The organism is Xanthomonas sp. LF06-19 (genome assembly GCF_034105425.1).
GTDB classification, from domain to species: domain Bacteria; phylum Pseudomonadota; class Gammaproteobacteria; order Xanthomonadales; family Xanthomonadaceae; genus Xanthomonas_A; species Xanthomonas_A sontii.
In genome coordinates this window covers 513,745-538,980 of record NZ_JAXGGH010000002.1, presented here as the reverse complement: position 1 = coordinate 538,980, position 25,236 = coordinate 513,745, and the positions used below count along the sequence as shown (strand labels likewise).

General features: G+C 68.5%; 16 protein-coding genes. 11 read left to right on the top strand and 5 right to left on the bottom strand.

Annotated elements, in window-relative coordinates:
• Positions 1 to 226 precede the first annotated feature (226 nt).
• Both SLW55_RS06360 and SLW55_RS06355 read left to right on the top strand, forming a co-directional pair.
• On the top strand, positions 227 to 2,380 hold the full coding sequence (locus SLW55_RS06360; RefSeq protein WP_320744830.1) for a S46 family peptidase: 2,154 nt from the start codon (positions 227 to 229) through the stop codon (positions 2,378 to 2,380).
• A 381-nt stretch (positions 2,381 to 2,761) separates the two neighbouring features.
• A complete protein-coding gene (locus SLW55_RS06355) occupies positions 2,762 to 3,376 on the top strand; it encodes a DNA-3-methyladenine glycosylase (protein ID WP_320744829.1) in 615 nt (204 codons plus the stop codon).
• A gap of 240 nt (positions 3,377 to 3,616) precedes the next feature.
• Here SLW55_RS06355 and SLW55_RS06350 read toward each other — a convergent pair whose 3' ends face one another.
• Complete coding sequence (locus SLW55_RS06350) at positions 3,617 to 4,111, bottom strand: gluconokinase (protein WP_152181504.1); 495 nt, start codon at positions 4,109 to 4,111, stop codon at positions 3,617 to 3,619.
• Between the two features lie 266 nt (positions 4,112 to 4,377).
• The gene (locus tag SLW55_RS06345; RefSeq protein ID WP_320744828.1) at positions 4,378 to 6,804 is read right to left on the bottom strand and encodes an AAA family ATPase; all 2,427 of its coding nucleotides are present in this window, start codon (positions 6,802 to 6,804) and stop codon (positions 4,378 to 4,380) included.
• A 706-nt stretch (positions 6,805 to 7,510) separates the two neighbouring features.
• Here SLW55_RS06345 and SLW55_RS06340 point away from each other — a divergent pair.
• The 5 genes from SLW55_RS06340 to SLW55_RS06320 all read left to right on the top strand — a co-directional run bounded on the left by SLW55_RS06340 (position 7,511) and on the right by SLW55_RS06320 (position 16,816).
• Positions 7,511 to 10,942 (top strand): PAS domain-containing hybrid sensor histidine kinase/response regulator, encoded by a 3,432-nt coding sequence (locus tag SLW55_RS06340; RefSeq protein ID WP_284467995.1) that lies wholly within the window; start codon positions 7,511 to 7,513, stop codon positions 10,940 to 10,942.
• A gap of 122 nt (positions 10,943 to 11,064) precedes the next feature.
• On the top strand, positions 11,065 to 12,921 hold the full coding sequence (locus SLW55_RS06335; protein WP_320744827.1) for a sulfotransferase: 1,857 nt from the start codon (positions 11,065 to 11,067) through the stop codon (positions 12,919 to 12,921).
• Positions 12,922 to 13,243: 322 nt separating this feature from the next.
• Entirely contained in the window at positions 13,244 to 15,955 is a 2,712-nt protein-coding gene (locus SLW55_RS06330; RefSeq protein WP_267113592.1) for a TonB-dependent receptor, read from the top strand.
• 143 nt (positions 15,956 to 16,098) lie between these two features.
• Positions 16,099 to 16,578: a hypothetical protein gene (locus SLW55_RS06325; protein ID WP_150409502.1), complete on the top strand. Its 480-nt coding sequence runs from the start codon at positions 16,099 to 16,101 to the stop codon at positions 16,576 to 16,578.
• Positions 16,579 to 16,681: 103 nt separating this feature from the next.
• On the top strand, positions 16,682 to 16,816 hold the full coding sequence (locus tag SLW55_RS06320) for a hypothetical protein (RefSeq protein ID WP_267126524.1): 135 nt from the start codon (positions 16,682 to 16,684) through the stop codon (positions 16,814 to 16,816).
• 92 nt (positions 16,817 to 16,908) lie between these two features.
• Here the strand turns inward: SLW55_RS06320 and mntP are convergent, their stop codons facing one another.
• The 3 genes from mntP to acs form a co-directional block, all read right to left on the bottom strand.
• Positions 16,909 to 17,484: a manganese efflux pump MntP gene (gene mntP / locus SLW55_RS06315; RefSeq protein WP_017908356.1), complete on the bottom strand. Its 576-nt coding sequence runs from the start codon at positions 17,482 to 17,484 to the stop codon at positions 16,909 to 16,911.
• Between the two features lie 622 nt (positions 17,485 to 18,106).
• Positions 18,107 to 18,772, bottom strand: coding sequence for a response regulator transcription factor (locus SLW55_RS06310; protein ID WP_010342764.1), 666 nt, complete (start codon positions 18,770 to 18,772; stop codon positions 18,107 to 18,109).
• 136 nt (positions 18,773 to 18,908) lie between these two features.
• On the bottom strand, positions 18,909 to 20,852 hold the full coding sequence (gene acs, locus SLW55_RS06305; protein ID WP_267126523.1) for an acetate--CoA ligase: 1,944 nt from the start codon (positions 20,850 to 20,852) through the stop codon (positions 18,909 to 18,911).
• A 215-nt stretch (positions 20,853 to 21,067) separates the two neighbouring features.
• Here acs and SLW55_RS06300 point away from each other — a divergent pair, with 215 nt between their 5' ends.
• From SLW55_RS06300 to SLW55_RS06285, 4 genes are all read left to right on the top strand, one after another.
• Positions 21,068 to 22,480: a DcaP family trimeric outer membrane transporter gene (locus tag SLW55_RS06300; RefSeq protein WP_152239921.1), complete on the top strand. Its 1,413-nt coding sequence runs from the start codon at positions 21,068 to 21,070 to the stop codon at positions 22,478 to 22,480.
• A gap of 32 nt (positions 22,481 to 22,512) precedes the next feature.
• A complete protein-coding gene (locus tag SLW55_RS06295; protein WP_267126522.1) occupies positions 22,513 to 22,830 on the top strand; it encodes a DUF485 domain-containing protein in 318 nt (105 codons plus the stop codon).
• A complete protein-coding gene (locus SLW55_RS06290) occupies positions 22,827 to 24,557 on the top strand; it encodes a cation acetate symporter (protein ID WP_267126521.1) in 1,731 nt (576 codons plus the stop codon). Before SLW55_RS06295 ends, SLW55_RS06290 begins: the two co-directional genes overlap by 4 nt.
• A 179-nt stretch (positions 24,558 to 24,736) precedes the next feature.
• Positions 24,737 to 25,234, top strand: a complete 498-nt coding sequence (locus SLW55_RS06285; RefSeq protein WP_267116728.1) for a M35 family metallopeptidase — start codon at positions 24,737 to 24,739, stop codon at positions 25,232 to 25,234.
• Positions 25,235 to 25,236 lie beyond the last annotated feature (2 nt).

Sequence of the window (25,236 nt, the reverse complement as noted above, 5' to 3'; positions counted from 1 at the left end):
GCGATGACCGAATCGAGCGGTAACGGGGGCAGGTTCACCTAATCAATAGAAGGCATCTACGGATACGGTCAGAGGAAGTAAGTTGACTCTGCGCTCTTTTTATCGAAAGCATTCTGCATCTTTCTTTGTAAAGATCACCTCCATCGATGAATGGATCGGCGTCTTGGTTGCTGCGATCGCACTGGCCGGCTAAGGTCGCGGTTACGTTCTTTGCCTCGATTTCCGCATGCCCTTGCCCAACTCCCTTGCAGCCTCTCTCACACTAAGCCTCGCCCTGACCGCCACCGCCACCGCCCGCGCCGACGAAGGCATGTGGATGCCATCGCAGCTGCCGGAGTTGGCCAAGCCGCTACGCGAGGCCGGGTTCCAGGGCGATCCGCAGGCTCTGGCCGAGGTCACGCAGCCGCCGTTAAGTGCGGTGGTGAAGGTCGGAGGCGGGACCGGGGCGTTCGTGTCCGGGGATGGGTTGCTGTTGACCAATCACCATGTCGCCTACGGGGTGATCCAGTACAACACCTCGGCGAAGGAGAACCTGATTGAGAACGGGTTTATCGCGCGGGACCGCGCCGACGAGCGCGCGGCCAATCCGGATTTCCGGGTGCTGGTGACCGTGGGCTTCGACAAGGTTACCGAGCAGGTGCTGGGGCCGGCCAAGGGCAAGACCGGGCGCGCCTATTACGATGCGGTGGATGCGGCGAGCAAGCGCATCGTCGCCGATTGCGAGCGCGAGGCCGGGGTGCGTTGCAGTGTCGCCAACATGTACTACGGCACCGATTTCTACCGGATCCGCCAGCTGGAACTGCGTGACGTGCGCCTGGTGTATGCGCCGCCGCGGGCGATCGGCAACTACGGCGACGAGATCGACAACTTCATGTGGCCGCGGCACAGCGGTGATTTCACCTTGCTGCGCGCTTACGTCGGCAAGGACGGCAAGCCGGCGGACTACAGCGCCGACAACGTGCCCTATCAGCCGCCAGCGCATCTGCAGATCGCCACCGATGGGCTGAAGGCCGGCGATTTCGCGATGCTGGCCGGCTACCCCGGCATCACCTACCGGCATCGCACGGCGACCGAGTTCGCCGAGCAGGTGGAGGCGACGCTGCCGCAGCGGGTGGCGGTGCTGGACCAGTTGATCGGGGTGATCGAGGCAGCGGGCAAGGCCGATGCGGAGGCGCGCACGCGCTACGCCTCGCAGCTGCAATCGCTGAAGAACAACCGCAAGCGGGCCGCCGGCGAATTGGAAGGGCTGCAGCGCAGCGATGCGGTGCGGCTGCGCGCGGAGGACGAGCGCGGTATGCTCGCGGCCACGCATGGCACCGACGCGCGCGACATCGCGGCGCTGCAGAAGCTGCTCGGCCAGGCCTCGGCGCTGCGCGAGCGCGATCTGCTGCTGGGGTTGATCGCCACGCAGACGCAGGTGCTGCGTTCGGCGCTGACCCTGGAACGGCTGCGACTGGAGGCGGCCAAGCCGGACGATCGGCGCGAGAGCGGCTATCAACAGCGCGATCTGGCGCTGATCGAGGGCATGCTCAAGCAGGTGCAGCGTCGTTATTCGCCCACCGTGGAGAAGGCACTGCTGACGACGCTGCTGACCCGCTACCAGCAGCTGCCGGAGGCGCAGCGGGTGCCGGAGTTCGATGCGGCGTTCGGGCGGACCCCGGCGCAATTGCAGGCGGTGCTGGACAAGGCCTATGCCGGCACGGCGCTGGGCACCGAGGCCGAGCGCCTGTCGCGCTTCGCCGCCGCGCGCGAGGGCAAGGCGCCTGCGGCCGATCCGTTGCTGGCGCTGGCCGCCACGCTGGTGCCGGCGCAGCTGCGGCTGGACGACGAGCGCAAGGCGCGCGAGGGCGAGCAGTTACGGTTGCGCCCGGCCTACATGCGTGCGCTGTTCGCCTGGCGCAAGCAGCAGGGGCGTGCGGTGTATCCGGACGCCAACAGCACGCTGCGGATCAGCTATGGCCGCGTCGAGCCGCTGGCGCCGCGCGATGCGGTCAGCTTCGCGCCGTTGACAACGGTGGCCGGCATCGTCGAGAAGAACACCGGCAAGGAGCCGTTCGATGCGCCCAAGCCGCTGTTGGCGGCGATCGCCAGGGGCGATTTCGGCAGCACGGTCGATCCGCAGTCGAAGACGCAGCCGGTGAACTTCCTGACCAATCTGGACACCACCGGCGGCAACTCCGGCTCGCCGGTGCTCAATGCGCGCGGCGAATTGATCGGGCTGAACTTCGACAGCAACTGGGAGGCGGTCAGCGCGAGCTGGTGGTACGACCCGCGCTACAAACGCGCCATCCATGTGGACATGCGCTATCTGCGCTGGTTGATGGCCAAGGTGTATCCGGCGCCGCAATTGCTGAAGGAGTTGAACGTTCCGCAGGAGTGAGTGGGGCAGGTTGGGGATGCGGGCGTCGTTTGGCGTTGCTTCGAGCAGAATCGGGCAGGGCATGTGATGTGCCCTGTGCCCTGTGCCCTGATGCGGCTGCGGCATGGCCTGGTCGCCGTCACAGCGACGAACATGCTCTGTACCCGCGCTGATGCCTCGATACAGGACCGCCGCCGCTCACCGCGATGCGCTGCCGCGATCGGGGGACCAGGACAATGATCCTGGTCCTGGAGACTCCATGCGTCGGGACTGAAGTCCCTCCCACAAGCTGCAGCATGCGGTGCGGTCGGCGAGATGGCGTGTTCGATTGAGACCGTGGAGATGCGGATGCACCGGTGGTGGCTCACGACCCGACCTCGTTGCAGGGCTTAGACTGACCGCATGGAGTTGCTTGTCGCCAAGCCCTTGCCGCGTGCGTTCTATGCGCGCGATGCCCGCGTGGTGGCGCCGGAGCTGTTGAACAAGCTGCTCATCGCTGCCGACGGTCGTTGCGGGCGCATTGTCGAGGTGGAGGCCTACCGTGGTGCAGAGGATCCGGCGGCGCACTCGTTCCGCGGCATGACCCCGCGCACGCGGGTGATGTTCGGCCCGCCCGGGCATCTGTACGTGTACTTCATCTACGGCATGCATTGGGCGCTCAATGCGGTATGCGGTGGCGCGCCGGGGCATGCGGTGCTGATCCGCGCCTTGGCGCCTGTGGCCGGGATCGAGGCGATGCAGTCGGCACGCGGTGCCGCGCGCGCCGCCGATCTCACCCGTGGGCCGGGGCGCCTGGCCAAGGCGCTGGGTGTTACGGGTGCGGACAACGGGCTGGACCTGACCACGCGGCGGTCGCACCTGTGGCTGGGGCAGGATGGGACGCCGCCGCCGACCACGCCGGTCGTCACCACAAGGATCGGCATCAGCAAGGCGATGGACGCGCCGTGGCGCTGGCATGTGCCCGACGAGCCGAACGTGTCGCGCTTCGTGGTGGGGCGGGTGAGGCGGCGTGGGTAGCGTGGCGCTTGTAGGCATCGTCGCACTACACGCTGCAAGAGGGTCGGCGCCTCGCCCGCCGTCACGAGTGAAAGGTCGCAATGCGGTCGTGACGGAAGGCGCTTTGGCCCGGAGACGAACGCATTTCCTCAGGGACCTTCGCTTCGTTCGTCGCGGCTGACGCCGTTCCTACGGTGGGCAACCTGCGTCACCACCGCCACAAACGGACGCATGGCTGAGGGTATGCCGACAAGGCACACGCTAGGCGATCGCGGCGCTTGCATCCAGTTGCGCGATGGCATCGGCCACGACTGTGGGGAACGGTGCGTCCACGTCCACCGAGATCACGTCTGCCTCGTCCAGCGGCAGTTCCAGCGTGTCGACTTGGCTTTGCAGCAGCGCCGGTGGCATGAAGTGGCCATGCCGCGCGGCCAGGCGTTCGGCGATGACATGCGCGGCCGCGTGCAGGAACACGAAACGCATTGGCACGCCTGTCTCGCGCAGTTGTTGCCGATGCGCCTTGCGCAGGCCGGAGAAGGCCAGCACGACACTCTGCCCGGCATCGACCGATGCGCGCAGGCGCTGCGCCAGGGCCGCGACCCAGGGTGCGCGCTGCGCGTCGCTGAGCGGAATGCCGTGCGCCATCTGCGCCTTGGCGGCGGCGCTGTGGAAGTCGTCGGCGTCCAGGAAGGTGAGTCCGTAGTGGGCCGCCAGCGCCTGGGCGACGCTGGTCTTGCCGCTGCCGGACACGCCCATCACGACGATGGCTTCGGCGCGTTGCGGCGGGGATGAGGGGATGTGAGTCACGCGCTGCGGTCCCGTGGGGTCGCCCGCATGATGCCAGCGTGGGCGTCGTGTGGACGTCAGCGCTTCTGTACGGGGTCTTGCGCTGTTGTTGAGATGTGCGCCGTGGCAAATGGGTTCTGTGTGGATCCTGGCGTCGGGGCTGAAGCCCCTCCCACAGGGACTCCAGCCGGCACTCCTGGTTCCGCACCCCGTGCTTGCATCTTCCCGCAAGGCGTCTACATCGTCGCGTTCGCCGTCTCGACCAGGTCGTCCCACTGCAGTCGCGTGCCGGACGCATCGTCGCTGTGCTGCAAGGTGCGGCGAACGGCGCGACGCATCGCGCGGCTGATCCAGTTCTGCAGGTCGCGACCGGACTGGCCTTCGCTGCGCTCGGCGATCCAGGCCGCCGCGGCGTCGGCGTCGAGGTCCAGGGGCTTGCCGCGCAGCAGGCGCGCGACGATGGCGACGCGCGCCGCGTGGTTGGGCAGGGCGATGACGATCTGCCGATCCAGCCGCGACAGCAATGCCGGGTCGATCGCGGCGGCATGGTTGCTGGCGGCCAGCAGGAACACCTGGCCCGCGTGGCTGGCGACGCCGTCCAGTTCCTGCAGCAGTTGGCCGACGATCTCGCGGGTGAAGGCGTCGTCGCCGTCGGCACCGCGCGCCGGCGCGACGATGTCCAGTTCGTCGACGAACACGATGCACGGCGCCTGCGTCCGCGCGCGCTCGAACGCCGACTGCACGCGCTGGCCGGATTGCCCAAGGTAGCCGGCCTTGAGGTCGGCGCTGCTCAGGGCGATGAAGGCCAGCCCGGACTGGCTGGCGAGAATCCGCGCGACCTGGGTCTTGCCGGTGCCCGGCGGGCCGACCATCAGGATCCCGCGCGGCACCGGCACGCCGAGCGTGGCCAGGGTCTCGGCATTGCGCAGTTCCTTGCCCAGGCCGACGAACTCCTCGACGGTGGCCGCCGGCAGCACGATGTCGTCCCAGCCGAGCGTGGCGACGGCAGTGGAGCCTTTGCCGCGCAGCGCGCGCAGGTGCGCGAGCAGGGTGGCGTTGTCCAGCGTGCCGTCCACGCACTCGGCGGCGACGCGCGCGACCAGCGTGTGCAGGTCGCGACCGGACAGGCCGGTGCTGTCGGCGATCGCCTGCGCGTCCGGCTCCAGCGCGAAACCGGCACCCCGCAGTTCGGCGCCGAGAATGCGCGCGCGCGCCGCGGCGTCGGGCAGGCCGATGCCGATGCTGGCGGTGAAGCGCGACAGGATCGCATCGTCCAGCAGCGCCGGGCGGTTGGTCGCGCCAATCACCAGCACCTGGCCGTGCGCGGCATGGAAGCCGTCCCATTCGGCAAGAAAGGTCTGCACCAGTTCGGCGCCGAAGCTGTCGCTGTCGGTGCCGCCGCGGCGCGCGAACACGCTTTCGCACTCGTCGATGAACAGGATCGCCGGCGCCTGCGCGCGGCAGCGCTGCCAGATCGCCTGCACCTTGGGGCCGGTGTGGCCGACGTGCGCGGCCTTCAGGTCGGCCACGCCGAGCGCCTCGAAATGGCAGCCGGCGTGGCGCGCGAGCTTGCGCGCGATCAGGGTCTTGCCGGTGCCCGGCGGCCCGTGCAGGAGCATGCCTTTCGGTGCCGGCTGGCGCCCGGACACGAACAGGTCCACCAGTTTCAGGATCTGGTCGAGCGTGGCGTCGGGCAGGGCGACGTCGGCCCAGTGCCGTTGCACCGCATCCAGGCTCTGCAGCCGCTGCTGCAGCGCGCGTTGCTGGCCGCGCGCGACCTCCCAGGCCTGCACGTGGTCGTGCAGCGCGGCGATCGGTGCGACATCGACGGCGGCGTCTTCGGCCAGTGCCAGCGCCAGCGATTGCAGCGACGGCGGAGCGTCGGCGGCCAGGTCGGCGTCGAGCAGGATCAGGGCCGCTGCATGGCGGGCATCGGGCAGCACGATCAGCGCCTGCAGCCGCGGGTCCTCGCTGCCGTCGTGCAAGGCCAGCAGCCGCGCACCGGACAGGTCGCCCTGTGTGGCGGGAATGGACCAGCGCCCGTGCAGGGCGCGCTGCGGCCATGGCGCGCGGGTCACCGGATACGTCGTCCCCGCATCGCGCGACCCAGCATCGGCCACCTGCACCAGCGCCAGCGGCAGGCGTGCGAACGCCTGCAGTGCGCGCCGTTCGGCATGGCTGTGGTGCCACGCCAGCAACTGCGCGCCGGCGACGACCAGCAGACCGTACGCCAGCAGCGAGGGCAGCAGGCTTTGCAGCAGCAGGCCGCCATCGCCGTGCAGGCCGACCTGGCGCCACCAGACGAGGAAGCTGCGCGTCTCGCCCAGCCAGTGTGCGCTCGTCCACGGCAGGACCAGCACCAGCATGCCGATCAAGGCCGCGCGCCAGCGCCAATCCGGCAGCAGCGGCCGCAGCAGCAGCGCCGGTCCCCAGGCGCGGCGGCGCTCGCGCCGTACCGCCGCCCGCGCCGCGATCCTGGCGTGCGCAGCGAACCGGCGCCGGATCGCGGCCACGGCCTGCTCCACCGCCGGCAGATGCCGCTCGATATCCGCATCGGCCTGCGCCTGGCGCGACTGCGCCTGCTGCACCTGCGTAAGCAGGCGCTGCGTCTGCTGTTGCAGCGACGGCGGGGGCGTCGGCACGGCGGCCGGGATGCCGGACATCAGCGGGAGCGGGCGCAGGTGGTCACCGCGCGCATCTTAGCCCGAGCGCCGGTGGGGCTGCTGTGGCTGGTTGCAGGTTGGATTGCCCTTGCTGGTGCGGTTGCTTTGGTTGTTGCCTTTGCCTTATCGGGTTCCCTTCCGAAGCGGCGGCCAGCGTGGGGAAAAACCCCGAAGGGGCGGCGCACATGGACGTGCGCCGTCCGCGGCAGGGGCAGGATGCCCCTTCCGCGGATCCCCGGGCTGGACGCGGACCCGGAGCGCGTTAGCGCGGAGGGCGCGAGGCAGGGTGTGCTTTCTTTTGGTTACTTTTCTTTGCACAAGCAAAGAAAAGTAACTCGCCGCAAGGCGAAAGCTCTGCCTTGCCGTGGCTGCAGCGCTAAAAGGGCCCTACAAATCAACAGCAGAAGCAGAAGCAGAGCCAGCGGCATGCCTGCGTCTGCCGCGGACATTGGATGCCGCACCGCTACCGAGCGGTGATTCTGCTTAACTGGGCTGCGTGCAAAGGGGGCGCAGGAAAAGAGGCGAGAAGCGCCGTGCTCGCCGTTGGGGAGAGCGCTTGCGTGTAGGCGCAGCCGCCTCACCTGCCTCGCGGCGCCCAACCCGGTGCACGCGCAGCCCAAGCGAGACGCAGCGAGTCCAGAACTCCCGACTACGCCGAAACGCATCCCACCCTCTAGACTGCACGCATCGTCGTGGGGGCTCGCCTTTGGTTTCCAGTTGGATCCTGCTGCTGGTGTCGGTCGGCTATGCGGCGCTGCTGTTCGCGGTGGCGTGGTGGGGCGATCGCCGTCCGCTGTACCCGGAGCGGCCGTGGCTGCGGCCGGCGGTGTACAGCCTGGCGCTGGCCGTGTACTGCTCGTCGTGGACGTTCTACGGCGCGGTCGGCAGCGCGGTGCGCAACGGCGCCGGCTACCTGCCGATCTACCTGGGTCCACTGCTGATGCTGCTGTTCGGCTGGCGCATCGTCGAGCGCCTGGCGCTGATCGCGCGTAGCGAGAACACCGTGTCCATCGCCGATTTCATTTCCTCGCGCTACGGCCGCTCGCGGCGCCTGGCCGCGCTGGTGGCGGTGATCGCGCTGGTCGGCGTGGTGCCGTACCTGGCGCTGCAGTACAAGGCGGTGGCGATGAGCCTGCAGGTGCTCAGCGGCCAGTCCAGCGCCGGTGCGCCGTTCTATGCCGATCCGGCGCTGTACGTGGCCTTGGGCATGGCGCTGTTCGCCACGCTGTTCGGCACCCGCCAGGTCGATGCCACCGAGCACCACCACGGCATGATGCTGGCGATCGCGCTGGAGTCGGTGGTGAAGCTGCTGGCGATGGTGGCGGTGGGCGTGTTCGCCTACGTGTGGCTGTCCGTGCGCGACGGCGGCCAGGTGATGGCGTCGGCACGCACGCTGTTCCAGAACACCCCGCCGGTGGGCTTCATCTCGCAGACGCTGCTCAGCTTCCTGGCGCTGGTGTGCCTGCCGCGGCAGTTCCACGTGGCGGTGGTGGAGTGCAGTGACGTTGGCGACATCCGCAAGGCGCGCTGGCTGTTCGGCCTGTACCTGGTGCTGATCTCGGCGATGGTGGTGCCGATCGCCGCCGCCGGCATCGCCCTGTTCGGCGGCGGCGACGTGGCCGACGACAGCATCGTGCTGGCGCTGCCGTTGGCCGAAAGCCGCACCGCGCTGGCGTTGGTCGCCTACGTGGGTGGGTTCTCCGCCGCCACCGGCATGGTCATCGTCTCCAGCATCGCGCTGGCGACGATGATCAGCAACGACCTGGTGATGCCGGTGCTGCTGCGGCGCCGCGGGCACCAGGCGGCCGGTGCCGACGTGGCCTCGAAGGTGCTGTGGATCCGCCGCCTTGCGATCCTGCTGCTGGCGCTGATCGCCTACGGCTATTACCGCAGCAGCAGCAACGACACGACGCTGGCGTCCTACGGCCTGATGGCCTTCGCCGCAGTGGCGCAGTTCGCGCCGGGCGTGATCGGCGGGCTTTACTGGCGCGGCGCCAGCCGCAAGGGCGTGGAGACCGGCATGGTGCTGGGCTTCGCCACCTGGATTTACACGCTGCTGCTACCGGCGCTGACCCAGGCCGGCTGGCTGGCGCCGGCCTGGCTGCTGGATGGGCCGTTCGGCATCTCCTGGCTGCGCCCGCAGCAGTTGTTCGGCATGAGCGGCTGGGATCCGCTGGCGCACGGCACGTTCTGGTCGCTGCTGGTCAACGTCGGCACGATGATGCTGGTGTCGGCGCGCTGGCGACCGGGCCTGGACGAGCGCCTGCGCGCCGCGCCGTTCCTGGAGCCGTACTCGCAGCGCCCGGCGGTGGCCGGCGACTGGCTCGGGCAGGTGCGCGTGGTCGATCTGCAGGCGCTGGCCGAGCGCATGGTCGGCGAGCGCCATGCCCGCCGCGCCTTCGCCGAACAGGCGCAACTGCTCGGCCGCGAACCGCAGCCCACTGCGGTGGCCGACCGCGTCTGGGTGCAGTTCACCGAACGCCTGCTTGCCGCCTCGATCGGCGCGGCCTCCGCGCGTCTGGTGCTGACCAGCCTGTTGCGCGGCTCGGGCATGGACCTGGGCGAGGTGGTGGCGGTGCTCGACGAGGCCGGGCAGGAGCTGCGCTTCAACCGCGAGATCCTGTCCACCACGCTGGAGAACATCAGCGCCGGGGTCAGCGTGGTGGATCCGGCGATGCGCCTGACCGCATGGAACCGCCGCTACCAGCAGATGTTCGGCTATCCCGACGGCATGCTCTACGTCGGCCGGCCGGTCGCCGACCTGATCCGCTACAACGCCGAGCGCGGCGAACTCGGCGGCGGCCAGGTGGAGGATCAGATCGCCCGCCGCATCGCGCACATGCGCGCCGGCACCCCGCACGTGTTCGAACGCACCCGCAGCGACGGCAAGGTGATCGAGATGCGCGGCCAGCCGCTGCCCGGCGGCGGCTACGTCACCAGCTACAACGACATCACCGACTACAAGCGCGCCGAGCAGGCGCTGCTCGAAGCCAACGAGACCCTGGAGCAGCGCGTGGCCGAGCGCTCGCGCGAGGCCGAACTGGCGCAGCAATCCAAGACCCGCTTCCTGGCCGCGATCAGCCACGACGTGCTGCAGCCGCTCAACGCCGCACGCCTGTTCGCCTCGGCCCTGCGCGATGCGCACCAGAACGAGGAGCAGCGGCATCTGGCCGAGCGCGTGGACGCCTCGCTGCGCGCGGCCGAGGAACTGCTCGACGGCCTGCTCGACGTGTCGCGGCTGGATGCCGGCGGCCTGCGCCCGACCATCGAGGACGTCGATGCCGGCCTGCTGCTGCGCGAACTGGCCGCGCAGTACAGCCCGATCGCCGCCGGCCGCGGCCTGCGCCTGCACGTGTACGCGCGGCCGCTGTGGGTGCGCAGCGATCGCCGGCTGCTGCGCCGGGTGCTGCAGAACTTCCTCGCCAACGCGCTGCGCTACACCCGCCAGGGCCGCATCGTGCTGGGCATGCGCCGCCGCGGCGCGGCGCTGGAACTGCAGGTCTGGGACACCGGCCCCGGCATTCCGCCGCACCACATGCAGCAGATCTTCGACGAGTTCCAGCGCTACCAGCAGCCGTTCGACTGGGGCGAGCAGGGGCTGGGCCTGGGCCTGTCGATCTGCCAGCGCATCTCGCGCCTGCTCGGCCACGACCTGGATGCGCGCAGCCGCGTCGGCCACGGCAGCATGTTCTCCATCACCGTGCCGCGGGCGGCGCCACCGCCGCAGGCGCTGCAACGCGCGCCACGCGCAGCGGCCGCGGCCGACTCGCTGGCCGGGCTGCGCGTGCTGTGTGTGGACAACGATCAGGAAATCCTCGACGGCATGCGCGCGCTGCTCGGCCGTTGGCAGGTGGAGGTGATCTGCGCCAGCACCGTCGACGAGGCGCTGGCGCAGGCCGCGTGCGCGCCGCACGTGATGCTGGTCGATTACCACCTGCACGACCGGCTCGACGGCCTGGAGACCCTGGATGCGCTGCGCGCGGCGATGCCCGGACCGGTGGCCGGCGCGCTGCTCACCGCCGACGGCCGCGACGAACTGAAGCTGCAGGCCCGCGAGCGCGGCTACCGGCTGCTGACCAAGCCGGTCAAGCCGGCCTCGCTGCGCGCCTTCCTCACCGCCTACCACGACCCGATCTAGGAGCGGTCGCGCGCCTTCGTAACGGCAATGTATGGGTTGTGTGGCAGCCGTCGGCGCGACCGGCATGGCGCACGGCGCGGGCGGGCGGCTAAGGTGGAGGGCCGCCCACGACCCGCCTGCGCATGACCTCCCTGGACGACGCCGCGATCCCCCCGCTCCCGGACCTGCTGGCGGCGCTGGAGGCCGGCCAGGCGCAGACCCTCGAACGCGGCGCCCGCGCCTACCTGCGGCAGCGCCCCGACGATGTCCTGGCCAGCAGTCTGCTGGCGATGAGCCTGCAGATGCAGGGCCAGCCGGCGCCGGCCGCCGCCGTGTACCGCAGGCTGGCCGAGCGCGAGCCGCACGAGGTGGCGCACTGGAACAACCTCGGCACGGCGCTGCGCGAGGCCGGCGACCCCGGCCCGGCCGGCGAGGCCTATCTGCGCGCCCGCGCGCTGGCGCCGGACGATCCGCTGCCGCACCACAACCTCGGCCTGCTGGCGATGGACGCCGGCGATTACGCCGCGGCCCGCGAACACCTGCTCGATGCCCACGCGCTGGCGCCGCAGGCGCCGCCGCTGTGCGTGCACGCGGCGATGGCCTGCCATGAGTGCGGCGACTTCCAGCGCGTGCAGGCGCTGATCGCCGACTGGCGGCAGTGGCCGCCGCTGGATCCGGACACCACCGTGGAACTGGCCTGGCTGTTGTCGCAGGGCGGCGAGACCGACACGGCCGGCGACCTGCTGCGCGCCTGTGCCAAGGGGCCGATGGCGCAGCCGGCGCGGGCCTGGTCGCGGCTGGTGCTGGTGCTCGAGCGCGCCAACCGCCTGCCGCAGGCGCGCGAGGCCGCCGCGCAGCTGCCGCCGCCGGAGCGCATCGATGACCCGGACGTGCGCCAGGACGCCAGCAATGCGCTGGCGGTGCTGGCCATGCGCGAGGGCCACTGGCAGCAGGCGCATGCGCTGCTGCGCGGGCTGTTGGCCGATGGCAGTGCGGTCGACCGGCGCAAACAGAGCAACCTGTTCTTCGCGCTGGCGCGGGTCTGCGACCGCCTCGGCCTTCACGACGAAGCGCTGCATGCCTGCGCGCAGGGCCATGCCGGCCAGGTCGAGGGCCTGGCCGCGCTGGTGCCGGAGCTGGCGGCGGCGGACGCACCGCCATTGCCGGTCGCGCAGGCCCGCTGGGATCCGGCACGCCATGCCGCGGCGTGGCCGGTGACCGCGCCGGCCATGGCCGACTCGCCGATCTTCGTGGTCGGCTTCCCGCGCTCGGGCACCACCTTGCTGGAACAGATGCTCGACGCCCACCCGCAGTTGGTGGCGATGGACGAGCGGCCGTTCCTGCAGGGACTGGCCGACCGCCTGGAGGCGCGCGGCGTGGCCTGGCCGGACGGACTGGGCGAGCTCGACGATGCCGCCTGTGACGCGCTGCGCGCCGAGTACTGGCAGGCGGTGCGCGGGGTGGTGCAGCTGCAGCCGGGCCAGCGCCTGGTCGACAAGAACCCGTTGAACCTGCTGCGCCTGCCGCTGATCCGGCGCCTGTTCCCGGAGGCGCCGGTGATCCTGGCGCTGCGCCATCCCTGCGACGTGCTGCTGAGCTGCTACATGCAGGCGTTCCGCTCGCCGGCATTCGCCCTGCTGTGTGCCAGCCTGCCGCGGCTGGCGCGCGGCTATGCCGACGCGATGGAGTTCTGGCTCTACCACGCCGCCCTGCTGCAGCCACGCACGCTGGAGTTGCGCTACGAGGACCTGGTGGCCGATCCGCAGGCGCAGGTGGCGCGTCTGGGGCAGTTCCTGCAGCTGCAGCAGCCGGAGCGGCTGCTGGACTTCCAGCGCCACGCGCGCGCCAAGGGCTTCATCAGCACGCCCAGCTACGCGCAGGTGGTGGAGGGCATCAACCGCAAGGCCCTGGACCGCTGGCACGCCTATCGCAACGCCTTCGCACCGGTACTGCCGGTGCTGCAGCCGTTCCTGCGACGCTGGGACTACCGCGTCGACTGAGCGTTGCGTGTTGTCTGAACCGTTCCCGTCTGCTGGTTGAACGGCAAAAACGCAGCGTGCGCTGTACCGCGCTTGAAGCGGTGTTTTTGTCAGGGGATGGCGCACGTTGGCACACCGAAACAACACCCTTCTTATAAAAAACTAACAAGTGCCTGACGGTCCTGTAATGGACCGCTGGCCCGAGGCATCCATTTCACCCGCCGCGCGTTTCCGCGCCCGGGATGGTTCGCGCCTGCGTGCAGCCGGCGCTTGTCGCACATCACATGAGGTCTTCCCGATGTCCGTAGCAAAGAACAGACTCGCTCACGCCGTTTGCCTGGCCATGGCGACGCTTCCCGCCACGCTCTATGCGCAGAGCGCCACGCCGGCGGCGTCCGCGTCCGGCGACGCGCCGGTGACCCTGGACAAGCTCACCGTCACCGGTTCGCTGGTGCGCCGCGTGGATGTGGAGACCGCCAGCCCGGTCGCCGTGGTCGATCGCCAGCAGATCCAGCAGAGCGGCAAGCAGACCCTGGGCGATCTGCTGCAGGCGCTGCCCGGCATCGCCGGCGCCGCGACCAACCCGCAGGTCAACAACGGCGGCGGCGACGGCGCCTCGACCATCTCGCTGCGCGGCCTCGGCGACGAGCGCACGCTGATCCTGATCGACGGCCACCGCATCCAGAACAACGACGTCAACTCGATCCCGGCCAACATGATCGACCATGTCGAAGTGCTGAAGGTCGGCGCCTCGGCGATGTACGGCTCCGACGCCATCGGCGGCGTGGTCAACTTCATCCTGCGCAAGAACTTCGAAGGCGGCGAAGTCTCCGCCAACTACGGCCAGACCAGCCGCGGCGACGGCGCGCGCCAGGGCGGCAGCTTCACCTTCGGCAAGACCTGGGACCGCGGCAACGTGGTGGTCGGCCTGGACTACAACAAGCAGAAGGAAGTCTCCACCGCCAACCGCGCGTTCTCCAAGTACGCGATGTACCTGTCCAGCGGCAGCGTCTACAAGGGCGGTTCCGCACGGACCCCGACCGGCTACTACAAGCTGCCGGCAGCGACTCTGGCGGCCAACGGTTGCAAGCCCGATGGCGCGCTGACCGGCAACGGCAACGGCGGCTACAAGTGCTACAGCTCCTCGGCTGATTCGTACAACTACGAGGCACAGAACCTGCTGCTGACGCCGCAACAGCGCGTCGGTGGCTTCGTGCTCGGCAGCTTCAACATCACCGACTCGATGCAGGCGTACGTCAACGCCTACCACAACCACACCATGTCCAACTTCGCGATCGCGCCGCTGCCGCTCGACGCGCAGAACGACGGCATCACCGTCGCCGCCAACAATCCGTACAACCCGTTCGGCGTGGAGTTCGGCCCCAACGGCTACGAGTATCAGACGCGCTTCACCTCGCTCGGCCAGCGCGAAGGCTTCTACGACACGGCCACCGATCAGGATGTGATCGGCCTGAAGGGCGGCATCGGCGACAGTAGCTGGGTGTGGGACGCCAACTTCAACTACGGCCACTACCGCCAGCGCAACTGGAGCCACGGCTACGTCGATTACGCCGCGTTGCAGAACGCGATCAACAGTGGGCAGGTCAACATCCTGGATCAGGGCAGCCCGGCCACGGTCGCCTGGCTGAACAGCAACGAATCGATTCCGCGCCAGGAAACCACCACCATCATGCGGCAGTGGGAAGCTAGCGCCAACGGCAGTCTGTGGGAGATGCCGGCCGGTGCCGCGCAGCTGGCAGTCGGTGCGCTGTACCGCAAGGAGAGCCTGAGTTCCAGCGTGTCGGCCAACGCGCTGATCAACAGCGACAACACTTGCGCGGTTTCCTCCGAAGCCTGTGCTTCTCCGCTGAGCGGCAGCTTCAACGTCAAGGAGGCCTATGCACAGCTGTTCATGCCGGTGCTGGAGCAGTCCTCGCCGATCGGCGCGCTCAACCTGACCCTGAGCGACCGCTACTCCGACTACAGCAGCGTGCGCTCGGGCAATAACAGCGCCTCGTTCCAGGTGGAGTGGCGGCCGATCCACGACCTGCTGGTGCGCGGCACGGCGGCGCAGGTGTTCCGCGCGCCGACCATCACCGACATCTACCAGGGCCCGACCGCCGACGCGCCGAACTTCATCGACCCCTGCGTCGGCTACAGCGGCAGCGGCCACGCCACTGCCTGCGCCGGTGTGCCGGCCGGCTGGAGCGGCACAGGCCTGTCGCAGACCAACGCGATCAAGTCCGGCGCCACCTACGTGGGCTACCAGCTCAAGCCGGAGAAGGGCACCTCGTTCGACTACGGCCTGGTGTACAGCCCCGAGTACGTACCGGGCCTGTCGGTCAACCTCGACTGGTGGAAGGTCAAGCTCGACGACCTGATCCAGCCGATCTCCGCGCAGACCGTAGCCGACCTCTGCTACAACGATGACAACAGCCCGTACTGCAGCTACCTCCACCGCTACGCCGCCGGCACCCCAAGCGCCGGCAACATCGACCACATCCAGACGCCGGTGGTCAACATCGGCAAGCTCAACACCCAGGGCATCGACCTCGGCGCGAGCTACGCGCTGCCCGCTACCGACTACGGCAAGTTCACCGTGACCGTGGACAGCACCTACCTGCACCGCTACGACATCGACACCGGAGACACGGTGGTGCACATGGCCGGGCGCTACAACTCGTCCTATGGCAACTACGCGCATTGGCGCGCGCATGCGCTGTTCGGCTGGAAGCTGGGCAACTGGGATGCGAGCTGGACCACCCGCTGGGTCGGCAAGATGCAGGTCGGCAGCGGCGACCTGAGCCAGAACATGTCCGCCGACGGGCATGACAAGGGTGTGGTGCTGAACTACGGCAGCTACATGTACCACGCGCTGCAGGTGGGCTACGACATGGCCGGGGCCAACCTGCGCCTGGATCTGGGCGTGGACAACCTGACCAACAAGCAGCCGCCGATGATGTACCAGAACAACGTGTTGAACGCGAACACCGACGTGAGCACCTACGACACGCTCGGCCGCTACTACTGGATGCGTGCTACGTACAAGTTCTAATGCGTAAGGGTTTGTTGTAAGGGAAATGGCGTTGGCGCCCCTTGATGGGGCGCCGATTCCAGGCGTGGTGTTTTGTTGTCTGCTTTTTGCTTGTGGGGATTTCCTCGGTACTTTCTTTAATTTCAACGGCAAGGATTTAGCTCATGAAATTTGCATATGGTCTGTTGGGAGTAGTTCTGTCCGCCGCATCGTTCGGCGCAAGCGCCACCGTCGTCACCGACAGGGTCGATGAAATCTTCATTCAATGCGCCGACTGCGCTGTGGCGAAAAATACGGACGCCGTGCTGGGCTACGTGAAGATCGCGCTTAGTGCCTACGCATCCGCAGCAAGCAGTAACGGTTGGGGGCCGGTCAAGGTCGGCAATCAAGTCCAGATCGAGAAGTACACGCAGACACCTGGTGGCTATCTCCTTGTCGACCACTACTACACGATCAAGAATCTTCCGGTCACCTCTTTCAATGACTTGATCGATGGGGGTGTCGAGCGGGATTCGGATGTCAGAGCCGTTCCTGCGAGGGCGCAGGCGGAAGCGTCAATGAAAGGCGATGTTGCCAGCTTCGTCGAAAGTTTCGCGGACTCTGGTGGCGTAACGACGATTTATGGATTCTTCCCGCAGAACTGATGAATGTTGATTGCGCCGCGCCACCCAATTCCATGGGGGGCGCGGCGCAATGCCATTGCACTGGCGGCGGCGTGGACTCGCCAATGAAGCATGCTCACGCTCGATGCCTGGTACTACGCCGGAGCGCCTGCTGATCTTTCCGCCGTACTGGATGTTCCTGCACGCGTGGCTACCGCCGTGCAGCGGCGACAAGTACATCCTGTCCACCTATCTCGAATTCACCGCCAAGCCGGCCTGACCCAAGGCGCCGTCAGTGTGGGATGGGCGCGCACGTCGCCGCACATCCCCAATCCTGAATCCCCAATCCCGGCCGCACCAGCGCCCCGTCGATCAACCTGCACCATGCAGATGCTCGAACAGGATGGTGCTGCCGATCGCGATCAGCAGCGCGCCGCCGACGATCTCCGCGCGCTTGCCGGCGAGCGCGCCGAGCGCGCGGCCGAGCATGATGCCCAGGGTGACCATGGTCAGCGTGCACAGGCCGATGATCGCCGCGACCTCGACGATGTTCACGTCGAGGAAGGCCAGGCCGACGCCGACCGCCATCGCGTCGATGCTGGTGGCAAAGCCGGTGGCGGCCAGGTTCCAGAAGCCGTGGCGCTTGGGCGCGGCCTCCTCGGGCGTGTCGGACTCCGGCTTGAGGCCGGCGACGATCATGTGCACGCCCAGTGCGCCGAGCAGGCCGAAGGCGATCCAGTGGTCGAAGGCGACCACGTACTTGGACGCGGCCTGGCCGAGTACCCAGCCCAGCGCCGGGGTCAGTGCCTCGATGCAGCCGAAGATCAGGCCGGCACGCAGCGCGTCGGCCCAGCGTGGGCGTTGCATCGCCGCGCCCTTGCCGACGGCGGCGGCGAACGCGTCGGTCGACATGGCGATGCCGAGCAGGAGAATCGAAAGAAACGACATGGGGGACCGTACCGGGACAGGCGACAACGACGAGCGCGCGCGCCCGGCCTTCGCCTTGCGCACTCGCCGCTGGTCTCGCCAACCGAACTGGCTGCCCGTACCACGGCGCATCGGCCGAGTCTGTTGATACGGGCGCTGTCCGCGCAGGGCGGACAGCAGGCTACTCCCCAAGGGGACGCGCAGTCTAACAGCGCCCAACTGCGGCGAACATCCCTGGAACGCACGCGAACCTGCAGCTTATCTTGATAGCTGCGGCTATATCGACGGTGGCTCTGCGGCGGTACGGCACGCGTGTGTGCGTGATAGGTCGAGGATGCCCACTCCCTGCGCATGTGGCTCTCGCCGTGGCACTCAGCCATAGAGCGTGAGGTGCGAATGTGTGCGCCACTTCAGGACAGCGCCACGGACGCGTCCTCATTTCCCGGATGCAGCAATCGACGCATCGCCGCCGCGTGGGGTGGCTTCCGTCGCGCCGAAGAGTGCGACTGGCGCTCAGCGTTCAGCACGTCGGGACTGAAGTCCCTCCCACAAGGAGGCGCCCAGCGTGCCGCGTGCGCAAGGCCAACGTGCGCGCACGCGCCGCATCCGCACCGCTTGCGCCTTCGCCAGGCGTCGCCGCGGCTCAGTCCTCTTCCGGCGGCAGCACGATGGCGTCGCTGTCGATGGCCAGCTTGCCGGCCAGCAGCACCGCCTGGGTGCGGTTGGTGACGCCGAGCTTGCGCAGGATCGCGGTGACGTGCGCCTTGATGGTGGCTTCGGACACGCCCAGGTCGTAGGCGATCTGCTTGTTGAGGCTGCCGGCGCCGAGCATCTGCAGCACCCGGAACTGCTGCGGCGTCAGTTCGCGTAGGCGCTGCCCGACCTCGCGTTCGGCGCGGTCGGTGGGCGGCACGTTGTGCGCTTCCGGCGGCGCCCAGTGCTCGCCGTCCAGCACCGTGCCCAGCGCCAGGCCGATGGTGTCCGAGTCGGCCGACTTGGGAATGAAGCCGAACGCGCCGTGGTCCAGCGCGCGCCGCATCACCGTCGGCTCCTCGCGCGCGGACACCACCACCACCGGCAACTGCGGATGCAGCGCGCGCATGTGCACCAGCGCGCTGAAGCCCTGCGCGCCGGGCATGTTGAGATCCATCAGCAGCAGATCGGCATCGGCATGGCGATCGGCCAGCGCGTACAGCGCCTCGACGCTGTCAGCCTCGTACAACTGCACCCCGGGCATCACCCGCTGCACCGCCCCACGCAGCGCCTCGCGGAACAGGGGATGGTCGTCGGCGATCAGCAGGGTGGGCATGGGTGGGGCCGGGAATGGGGAATCGGGAGTGGGGAATGGGAACGGCAAAAGCGGAACGTCGGGTGCCCAAGATGGCGAAGCGACGGGGAACGGCTTTTCCCATTCCCCATTCTCGATTCCCCATTCCCGACGCGCGTCAGCGCGTGAGTCGTTCGTTCACCAACGAATCCACCACCGACGGATCGGCCAGGGTCGAGGTGTCGCCGAGCTGGTCGGGGGCGTTCTCGGCGATCTTGCGCAGGATGCGGCGCATGATCTTGCCCGAGCGGGTCTTGGGCAGGCCCGGCGCCCACTGCAGGTGGTCCGGCGCGGCGATCGGGCCGATCTCCTTGCGTACCCAGGCCACCAGTTCCTTGTGCAGGGCCTCGCTCGGTTGCTCCTCGGCAACCAGGGTCACGTAGGCGTAGATGCCCTGGCCCTTGATGTCGTGCGGGAAGCCGACCACCGCCGCTTCGGCGACCTTGGGGTGGGAAACCAGCGCGCTCTCCACTTCGGCGGTGCCGATGCGGTGGCCGGAGACGTTGATGACGTCGTCGACGCGGCCGGTGATCCAGTAGTAGCCGTCGGCATCGCGGCGGCAGCCGTCGCCGGTGAAATAGCTGCCCGGGTAGGTGCGGAAATAGGTGTCGATGAAGCGCTGGTGGTCGCCATAGACGGTGCGCATCTGCCCCGGCCAGGAATCGCGCAGCACCAGGTTGCCCTCGGTGGCGCCTTCCAGAATCTCGCCGTCGGCGCTGACCAGCGCCGGCTGCACGCCGAAGAACGGCAGCGTCGCCGAGCCGGGCTTGAGGTCGATGGCGCCGGCCAGCGGGGTGATCAGGATGCCGCCGGTCTCGGTCTGCCACCAGGTGTCCACGATCGGGCAGCGGCCGTCGCCGACCACGTCGTAGTACCAGCGCCAGGCTTCGGGATTGATCGGCTCGCCGACGCTGCCGAGCAGGCGCAGGCTCGTGCGCGAGGTCTTCTTCACCGGCGCCTCGCCCTCGCGCATCAGCGCGCGGATCGCGGTCGGGGCGGTGTAGAAGATCGTCACCTGGTGCTTGTCGATGACTTCCCAGAAGCGCGACACGCTCGGGTAGTTGGGCACGCCCTCGAACATCAGCGCGGTGGCGCCGTTGGCCAGCGGCCCGTAGACGATGTAGCTGTGGCCGGTGACCCAGCCCACGTCGGCGGTGCACCAGTAGATGTCGTCCTCGCGCAGGTCGAACACGGTCTCGTGGGTGTAGGCCGCGTACAGCAGGTAGCCGGCGGTGGTGTGCAGCACGCCCTTGGGCTTGCCGGTGGAGCCGGAGGTGTAGAGGATGAACAGCGGATCCTCGGCATTCATGCGCTCGGGCTCGCATTCGGCCGGCTGGCTGTCGACCACGTCGTGGAACCAGCGGTCGCGCGGGGCCTGCATGTCCACCGCGCCGCCGGTGTGGCGCACCACCAGCACGGTCTCCACGCTGGTGGTGCCCGGCAGCTTCAGCGCCGCGTCCACGTTGGCCTTGAGCGGGATCTTCTTGCCGCCGCGCAGGCCTTCGTCGGCGGTGATGATCAGCTTGCTGCCGCAGTCGATCACCCGATCGGCGATCGAGTTGGGCGCGAAGCCGCCGAACACCACCGAGTGGATCGCGCCGATGCGCGCGCAGGCCAGCATCGCCACTGCCGCGTCTGGGATCATCGGCAGGTAGATGGTGACGCGGTCGCCCTTGCGCACGCCCAGCGCGCGCAGCGCGTTGCCGAGCCGGCACACGCGCTCGTACAGCTCGCGATAGGTGACGCGGTAGGACGGCGCGTCCGGGCTGTCCGGCTCGAACAGCAGCGCGGTCTTGTCGCCGCGGGTGGCCAGCTGCCGGTCCAGGCAGTTGACGCTGGCGTTGAGTTCGCCGTCGTCGAACCAGCGGATACGGAAATCGTCCAGGGCGAAGCTGACGTCCTTGATCCGGGTCGGCTTCTTGAACCAGTCCAGGCGCTCGGCCACCTTGCCCCAGAACGCCTCCGGCTGTTCCACCGATTCCTTGTACTGGGTCTGGTACTGGGTCTTGTCGACCCGCGCACGGGCGGCGAACTGCGGATCGACGGGATAGAGATCGGCCATGGTTCCCTCTGCAATGAACGGGGCGCCGCATGCGGCGGCGCGTCAACGCGCAGTGTGCCGCATCCGGCGTTAAGCGCACACGCGCCGGGTCTTAGACGATGGTCGTAACTCAGCCGACGTTCGACTAATGGCCAATAGGCGCGGCCGGTGCGGTCGCGCACGCTGGGCTACGGCCGTGCGCATGCGTGCGGCCATCCATTATTCGGGAGGGAGTAATGAGCAACCGCATCGCATCCTTGGCGCGTCGCCCGTTGGCGGCCGCGCTGTTGGTGGCCCTGGTCGCGCCCGGCGCGGCCTTCGCCCAAGGCAAACCCTCGGCGCGCGAACAGGCGCTGGAGACCCGCGTGGCCGAGCTGGAACGGCAGGTGCAGCAACTGCTGTCGGCGCAGCAACAGCAGCAGGGACAGATCGCGCAGACCCAGACCGAGGTCGCCGCGGTCCGCTCGACCCAGGCCGCGCCGCCGCCGCCACCCCCGGCACCGCCGGCCGGCAAGGCGCCGATCCAGGTCACCACCATCACCCCGGGGGCCACGCCCGGCACCACCTTCAAGGTCGGCGGCTTCATCAAGGCCGACTTCCTGGCCACCCGCACCGGCGACGGCCAGCTCGCCGACGACGCCACCGGCCGCGCGCTGTACCTGCCCGGGCAGACCCCGGTGGGCGGGGCCAAGTCCGGCACCGACTACAACGCGCATGCCAAGTTCTCGCGGATCAACTTCGGCGTGGACAGCGTCACCGAAGGCGGCAACAAGGCCGGCGCGCTGGTGGAACTGGACTTTTTCGGCAACGCGCTGGGCACCCAGACCGCCACCAACACCTACGGCGCCACCCTGCGCCATGCCTACATGTACTGGAACCACTGGCTGGCCGGCCAGACCTGGTCCAACTTCATGGACCCGGCGGCGCTGCCGGAAGCGGCCGACTTCATCGGCCCCACCGACGGCGTGGTGTTCGTGCGCCAGGCGCAGCTGCGCTACACCAACGGCGGCTTCAGCATCGCCCTGGAGAATCCGGAAACCACGCTGTACACGCGCAGCGTGGCCGGCGTGGTCAGCACCGCCAGTTCCGACCGCGGCGCGCTGCCGGACCTGACCGTGCGCTACGGCTGGAAGGGCGACTGGGGCAGCTTCGGCGTGGCCGGCGTGGTCGGCCAGCAGAAGGTCGACAACCGCGCCACCGGCGCCGATGCCAGCAAGGCCTCCGGCGGCCTGACCCTGGGCGGCAAGTGGGTGGCCAGCGACAGCGACAGCCTGTTCTACCAGCTCACCGGCGGCGAAGGCATCGGCCGCTACATCGGCCTGGGTATCGCCCAGAACGCGGTGTACGACGCCGCCGACCGCGATCTGGACACGGTCGGGGTGGTCGCCGGCTACGTCGGCTGGCGCCACGCGTTCTCGCCCAAGCTGCGCACCAACCTGATCTACGCGCGCAGCGACTACGACAACGACACCGCGCGCACCGGCCTGGCCGTGACCAAAAGCGTGCAGAGCATCCGCGGCAACGTCTTCTACTCGCCGTTGCCCAAGGTCGATATCGGCGCCGAGCTGATGTACGGCAAGCGCGAGATCGAAAGCGGCGCCACGGGCGACATCACCCGCCTGCAGTTCACCACCAAGTACAGCTTCTGATCCGCGCCGCGGCCACTTACCGGAGCCATCTCATGAGCCTCTCCAACGACGCGCTGATCGCCAGGATCGACGCCAATCCGAAGTACCACGCGCTCAAGCGCCAGCGCAACGCGCTGGGCTGGACGCTGACCATCCTGATGTTGCTGGCCTATTTCGGCTTCATCGGACTGATCGCCTTCGACAAGGCCTTCCTGGCCCAGCCGATGGGCAGCGGCGTCACCACCATCGGCATCCCGATCGCGATCGGGGTGATGGTCTTCACCATCGCCATCACCGCGATCTACGTGCGTCGCGCCAACACCGTGTACGACCAGCTGACCGCCGACATCCTCGAGGACGCCCGCCAATGAGCAAGCACCTGCGCTTCCTTCTGCTGCTGCTGGCCGCGCTGCTGCCGGCCGGCGCGGCCCTGGCCGCCGGCGGCGATGTCGGCCAGACCGACAAGCAGCCGACCAACTGGGTGGCGATCGGGATGTTCGCCTTCTTCGTCGCCGGCACGCTGTGGATCACCAAGTGGGCGGCGAAGAAGACCCGCTCGGCGTCGGACTTCTACACCGCCGGCGGCGGCATCACCGGCTTCCAGAACGGCCTGGCGATCGCCGGCGACTACATGTCGGCGGCCTCGTTCCTGGGCATCACCGCGGCGGTGATGACCAACGGCTACGACGGCCTGATCTACGCCATCGGCTTTCTGGTCGGCTGGCCGATCCTGACCTTCCTGATGGCCGAGCGCCTGCGCAACCTCGGCAAGTACACCTTCGCCGACGTGGCCGGCTACCGCTTCGCGCCGACCGCGATCCGCAGCTTCGCCGCCTCCGGCACGCTGGTGGTGGTGCTGTTCTACCTGATCGCGCAGATGGTCGGCGCCGGCGCGCTGATCAAGCTGCTGTTCGGCCTGGACTACTGGGTGGCGGTGAGCCTGGTCGGCGTGCTGATGATGGTCTACGTGCTGTTCGGCGGCATGACCGCCACCACCTGGGTGCAGATCATCAAGGCAGTGCTGCTGCTGACCGGCGTGACCTTCATGGCCGTGGCGATCATGTGGCACTTCAACTTCAGCTTCGAGGCGCTGTTCGCCGAGGGCGTGCGGGTGAAGACCGCGGTGGCGGCCAACGGCGGCGCCTCGCCGGAAGAGGCGGCCACTGCCGGCCTGTCGATCATGGGCCCGGGCGGCTTCGTCAAGGATCCGATCTCGGCGATCTCCTTCGGCATGGCGCTGATGTTCGGCACCGCCGGTCTGCCGCACATCCTGATGCGCTTCTTCACCGTCCCCGATGCGAAGCAGGCACGCAAGTCGGTGCTGTGGGCCACCACCTGGATCGGCTACTTCTACATCCTGATCTTCATCATCGGCTTCGGCGCCATCGCCCTGGTGTTGACCAACCCGCAGTTCGCCGACGTCGCCACCGGCACCATCCACGGCGGCAAGGGCGCGGCCAACATGGCGGCGGTGCTGGTCGGCAACGCGGTGGGCGGCAACGTGTTCATGGGCTTCATCTCCGCGGTGGCCTTCGCCACCATCCTGGCGGTGGTCGCCGGCCTGACCCTGTCCGGCGCCTCGGCGGTGTCCCACGACCTGTACGCCACGGTGATCAAGAAGGGCAATCCCGGCCCGGGCTCGGAGCTGAAGGTGTCGCGCGTCACCACCATTGCACTGGGCGTGATCGCGGTGCTGCTGGGCATCGTGTTCGAGAAGCAGAACGTGGCCTTCATGGTGTCGCTGGCCTTCGCCATCGCCGCCTCGGCCAACTTCCCGGTGCTGATCCTGTCGTTGCTGTGGAAGAACTGCACCACCCGCGGTGCGGTGATCGGCGGTTTCCTGGGCCTGATCTCCTCGCTGGTGCTGACGGTGCTGTCGCCGTCGGTGTGGGTGGATACGCTGGGCAACCCGACCGGTTCGGCGCCGTTTCCGTACACCTCGCCGGCGCTGTTCTCGGTCACCATCGGCTTCGTCGGCATCTGGCTGTTCTCGGTGCTGGACCGCAGCGCGCAGGCCGGCAAGGAACGCGCCGCGTTCAAGGCGCAGCAGATCCGCGCCGAGACCGGGCTGGGCGCCTCGCGCGGGTCGGGGCACTGAGCCATCGACACGGCTGCCATCGACCAGGACGCCGGCCTCGTGCCGGCGTCCTGCGTTGGCCCGGGCGCTGATCGCATCAGCTTCTGCATCTGCCGATCTAGGGTGCCGACCGAGTGTTGGCTTGCGCACGCCGCCGCACGCTGGCGTCACGGCCATGTGGCCGATGACGAGGCAAGACGATGACACGCGCATTGAACCAGCAGGAATTCCAGGTCGCCGATCAGGCGCTCACAAACGCCTTGGCCCTCTGCAACCAGGTCCTCGGATTGTCGGACCAGGCGCTCGCCAGGTTGGTCGGCAAGCACTTCGACAGCCGCGGCACGGCCGCGCATCTGGACGGCTACCGTCGGGACTACCGACAGATTGTCGCGGCGCTGCAGCGTCTGGACCGTAAGGCCGCGTTCGAGTTCGACGAACACGAGGCCAAGAACACGATCGCATACGTCTGGCCGAACAATCCGCAGCGGATCTACCTGTGCGCGGCGTACTTCACCCTGGATGCGGTGGAGCAGGCGGGAACCCTGGTGCACGAGGCGTCGCACTGGACGGCAGTGCGGGGCACCGACGACCATGCCTACGGCGAGCGGCAGGTCCGGGCGCTGTCCTATACCCTCAAGCGCAACACGGCCGATGCCTACGAGTTGCTGGTCGAGGACCTGGCGCGGACGGGCGGATGAAG

What these genes read in the sequence shown, in the direction of transcription:
- SLW55_RS06355 (WP_320744829.1), top strand. Translation starts at nt 2,762, where the DNA reads ATGGAGTTGCTTGTCGCCAAGCCCTTGCCGCGTGCGTTCTATGCGCGC.
- SLW55_RS06310 (WP_010342764.1), bottom strand. Translation starts at nt 18,772, where the DNA reads ATGCCCACCCTGCTGATCGCCGACGACCATCCCCTGTTCCGCGAGGCG.
- SLW55_RS06290 (WP_267126521.1), top strand. Translation starts at nt 22,827, where the DNA reads ATGAGCAAGCACCTGCGCTTCCTTCTGCTGCTGCTGGCCGCGCTGCTG.
- SLW55_RS06335 (WP_320744827.1), top strand. Translation starts at nt 11,065, where the DNA reads ATGACCTCCCTGGACGACGCCGCGATCCCCCCGCTCCCGGACCTGCTG.
- SLW55_RS06325 (WP_150409502.1), top strand. Translation starts at nt 16,099, where the DNA reads ATGAAATTTGCATATGGTCTGTTGGGAGTAGTTCTGTCCGCCGCATCG.
- SLW55_RS06320 (WP_267126524.1), top strand. Translation starts at nt 16,682, where the DNA reads ATGCCTGGTACTACGCCGGAGCGCCTGCTGATCTTTCCGCCGTACTGG.
- SLW55_RS06295 (WP_267126522.1), top strand. Translation starts at nt 22,513, where the DNA reads ATGAGCCTCTCCAACGACGCGCTGATCGCCAGGATCGACGCCAATCCG.
- SLW55_RS06345 (WP_320744828.1), bottom strand. Translation starts at nt 6,804, where the DNA reads ATGTCCGGCATCCCGGCCGCCGTGCCGACGCCCCCGCCGTCGCTGCAA.
- SLW55_RS06360 (WP_320744830.1), top strand. Translation starts at nt 227, where the DNA reads ATGCCCTTGCCCAACTCCCTTGCAGCCTCTCTCACACTAAGCCTCGCC.
- SLW55_RS06285 (WP_267116728.1), top strand. Translation starts at nt 24,737, where the DNA reads ATGACACGCGCATTGAACCAGCAGGAATTCCAGGTCGCCGATCAGGCG.
- mntP (WP_017908356.1), bottom strand. Translation starts at nt 17,484, where the DNA reads ATGTCGTTTCTTTCGATTCTCCTGCTCGGCATCGCCATGTCGACCGAC.
- SLW55_RS06300 (WP_152239921.1), top strand. Translation starts at nt 21,068, where the DNA reads ATGAGCAACCGCATCGCATCCTTGGCGCGTCGCCCGTTGGCGGCCGCG.
- SLW55_RS06330 (WP_267113592.1), top strand. Translation starts at nt 13,244, where the DNA reads ATGGCGACGCTTCCCGCCACGCTCTATGCGCAGAGCGCCACGCCGGCG.
- acs (WP_267126523.1), bottom strand. Translation starts at nt 20,852, where the DNA reads ATGGCCGATCTCTATCCCGTCGATCCGCAGTTCGCCGCCCGTGCGCGG.
- SLW55_RS06350 (WP_152181504.1), bottom strand. Translation starts at nt 4,111, where the DNA reads ATGGGCGTGTCCGGCAGCGGCAAGACCAGCGTCGCCCAGGCGCTGGCG.